Genomic DNA, 3,378 nt, shown 5'->3' on the forward strand with positions numbered 1-3,378 from the left:
CACTCCCCCACTCCCCTACTCAACAAAATGTAGAAAAGTTTTTGAGAAATGGTATTACTTGCGCGTAGCATTATTATTGTCTACTCCGGATGGTAAATAATACGATCTGAATATTCATTTGATAGAATCCACTTCCATCTGTAACACTACAGATGGTCTTTTATGTTAAAGATATGGTGTTGAGGGTTGTTTCCAGTAATAAATTATACAAAAAATTGAAGATTTCCCGCATTTTCTGGTTTCTACTAGGATTTATATTAACTTTTTGTATTAGTTATCAACAGTTTGCAGGTAGTTTAGAAACACCTCAAGCTTTATTTGTACTTGGTGGGGCGATAGAAAGAGAAGTTTTCGCGGCAGAATTTGCTAGCCAGCATCCCCACCTTGATATTTGGGTGTCTTCCGGTACTAACCCAGAATATGCTGACTGGTTATTTTCTAGTAGTGGTATTTCGCAAACTCGCTTACATTTAGATTATGATGCCGTAGATACTGTAACTAATTTTACCACAATGGTAGATAAATTAAAATCCCATGGTATTACAAGTGTTTATTTAGTTACTTCCGATGACCACATGCTTCGTGCCCAAGTTATCGGGGAAATTGTTTTGGGTAGTAGGGGCATTAGTTTTGAGCCAATGCCTGTACCTTCTGGGCGATCGCCCGAACCCATTGAAAAAGTTATTAGAGATGGCATTAGAGCTATTTTATGGGTAGCTACTGGTTATACTGGTGCTGGACTGGTTGCCCCATTATCTTCTTGAGTAGCATCAGGTTCTTGTACCAAAACAAAAGGTTGTACTATCAAAGCATTAAATTTTTTACTATCATCACTATTCCAAATTGACAACTGTTCGGCTGAGGGCTTATAAATAAGTTCTCGGCTAATCCAGTCTTGCACAGAAGAAGTATTATCAGAAGCGATCGCTACTCCCACATCTAATAAATCTAAATTTTTGCCGACAATTACTACAGCATCACGTTTTACATGGGGTACTAACCAATTCCATTCAGCTACATCCAAATTTTCGGCCAATTGTTCTCTAATATCCTGCATTTCTTTTTAACTAATTTTAACTAAACTAAATATCTAGAAATGTGCGCTGACTTATGTACAAATTGCAGGAGGTGTCCAATATAAAATTCTTAATATTATAAGCTTTTTATTCCCCTGTTGCCTATTGCCTGTTGCCTGCGCGCAGCGCTACATCAACGTCCTAAATCGTGCATCTTGTTAATTATATCTGCACATTTTTGACTTATCAATTCTAGCTCTTGCTTCTTAGTTGACTCTGGAGGTGGTATTAGTTCTCCAATTCTGACAGTTATTGGTACAGAATTAGCTATCAAACCTTGACGTTTCACTGCATGAGTACCCCAAATACAAACTGGTAATAATGGTACTTTTGCCTTTGCTGCAATTAAAGTCGCACCCAATTTTGGTTCTGTAATTCTACCATCAGAAGTCCTAGTTCCTTGTAAAAAAATACCTACTGCCCACCCCTGCTCCAAACTATTGAGTGCCGAACGAATAGCACTCCGGTCTGCCGATCCTCTTTTAACTGGATATGCTCCGTATAATGTAATAATTTGCTTCAAAACGGGTACTTCAAATAATTCCTCTTTTGCCATATAAGCAACAGGTCTTTTCATACAAACAGAAACTATTGGAGGATCTAAGTCACTGGCATGATTACTAACTATGACTAATGGCCCTTGTTGTGGAACATTTTCTGTACCATAAATATTATTCCGAAAATAAAACTTAAGTATAGGAACTATTACTGACCATTTTAATAAGCGATAAAGAATTAAATTCTCGACTGGTTCACGATTTCTAGTCACAAGATATGACCTTGATTTTAGGTTAAGTTAGTTCATCATAATAGCAGGGAACAGGCAACAGTTGGAAATACAGCAGTTCCCGTTGTTATGAGGTACACCTGTTGCGGGCAAGATGGCCGCACTACAATAATTTTGCCATTCAAGCTTGTACCTCATTTGCCAGAAATATGCTGTAATTTATCTGTCTAAGGTTCATCATCAACATAAGTCCTAACCAAGCTGATAGCTGATAGCTGAACGCTGAATGCTTACGTCAATGCTTTGAAATTTAATCAGCAAACCCTAATTATTAATTATTAATTATTAATTATTAATTATTAATTATTAATTATTAATATCCTTTAAACTACTTACATTTACCAATTTAAAATCTGGGCAAGTTCGTTTAATTAAGCCAGTGAGAACTTTCCCCGGACCAATTTCTATAACTTTTTCTACTTTTTCTTTTTGCATCTCTAAAGATGTTTCACGCCACCGTACACCATTGGTCATTTGCCGATCTAGACGTTGTTTTATTGTCGCTGCATCTTGAGTGGCAATTGGCTCACAATTGGAAATTATGGGAATTTTTGCATCAGCAAATTTTACTGATTCTAATATTTGTTGAAATTCTCTAGATGCCGACTCCATTAAGTGAGAATGAAACGCTCCAGAAACATTTAATTTAACTGCACGTTTAACTTTAATTTTGCTGAGTAAAGTTTCGACTGCTTCTGGTGTACCAGATATAACAACTTGAGCTGAATTATTATCATTTGCTAGAACAACATCTGCTGTTTGCTGAAGTTCTTCTTCAAGCTTTTCTCGATCAAATCCCATTAAAGCTGCCATCTGTCCACCTGTGGCATTATTCATAAATTCAGCACGTTTTTTAACTAATTTTAGTCCTGTCTCAAAATCGAATACCCCAGCAACGTAAAGGGCAACATATTCTCCTAAACTATGACCTGCAACAATATCTGGTTGAAAAGAATGAGCAAACATTTCATCTGCTAATAAGCTTTCTACTACATATAAACAGGGTTGAGTATAGAGAGTTTGAGATAATTTTTCTTCTTGAGTTTGACAAACTTCTGTTATGGACCAACCTAAAATTTGGTTAGCTTGCTCAAGTTTTACTTTAGCAGAAGGCAAGTCTAATAAATCTATTCCCATACCAATTTTTTGAGAACCTTGCCCTGGAAACACCCATGCTGTTTTTGTCATTTTAATATGATAATTTTGACTATGATTTATGTCTAAAAGTTGTCAGCTATTCAGACTTAAAAATATATAGTAGTCGAAGGAAAGGTGTTTGAAAGTTAAAAAGTTTAAAGCTCAGACAATGTAAGACTTTTCCTCCTATTCCCTACTTCCTACTCCCTGTTTAATAAAAAATAAAATAAATTATCGCACATAAATAATCAGTTATTTCCCCCTACTCTCTACTCCCTAATTCGGAGCGGCTTTCTCAAGAGCGACTTTCCTCGCCATATCCAATCGACTAAGAGAAGAAAAATTTTCCTTTTAGTCAATCAATTCCGTTTTAAAGGA

At 36.1% G+C, this 3,378-nt stretch carries 4 protein-coding genes; 1 reads left to right on the plus strand and 3 read right to left on the minus strand.

What is annotated here, in order from left to right:
- Positions 1 to 173 precede the first annotated feature (173 nt).
- On the plus strand, positions 174 to 764 hold the full coding sequence (locus AC3DU7_RS29100) for a YdcF family protein (protein ID WP_488042740.1): 591 nt from the start codon (positions 174 to 176) through the stop codon (positions 762 to 764).
- On the opposite strand, the gene AC3DU7_RS29105 is transcribed toward AC3DU7_RS29100, so the two are convergent.
- From AC3DU7_RS29105 to fabD, 3 genes are all read right to left on the minus strand, one after another.
- The gene (locus tag AC3DU7_RS29105; RefSeq protein WP_488042737.1) at positions 725 to 1,057 is read right to left on the minus strand and encodes a DUF2288 domain-containing protein; all 333 of its coding nucleotides are present in this window, start codon (positions 1,055 to 1,057) and stop codon (positions 725 to 727) included. The genes AC3DU7_RS29100 and AC3DU7_RS29105 overlap by 40 nt on opposite strands.
- 152 nt (positions 1,058 to 1,209) lie before the next feature.
- Positions 1,210 to 1,845 (minus strand): lysophospholipid acyltransferase family protein, encoded by a 636-nt coding sequence (locus AC3DU7_RS29110; protein WP_488042738.1) that lies wholly within the window; start codon positions 1,843 to 1,845, stop codon positions 1,210 to 1,212.
- A 324-nt stretch (positions 1,846 to 2,169) separates the two neighbouring features.
- A complete protein-coding gene (gene fabD, locus AC3DU7_RS29115) occupies positions 2,170 to 3,051 on the minus strand; it encodes an ACP S-malonyltransferase (RefSeq protein ID WP_488042739.1) in 882 nt (293 codons plus the stop codon).
- Between the last annotated feature and the right edge of the window lie 327 nt (positions 3,052 to 3,378).

The sequence above is a fragment of the Okeania sp. genome (assembly GCF_983059655.1).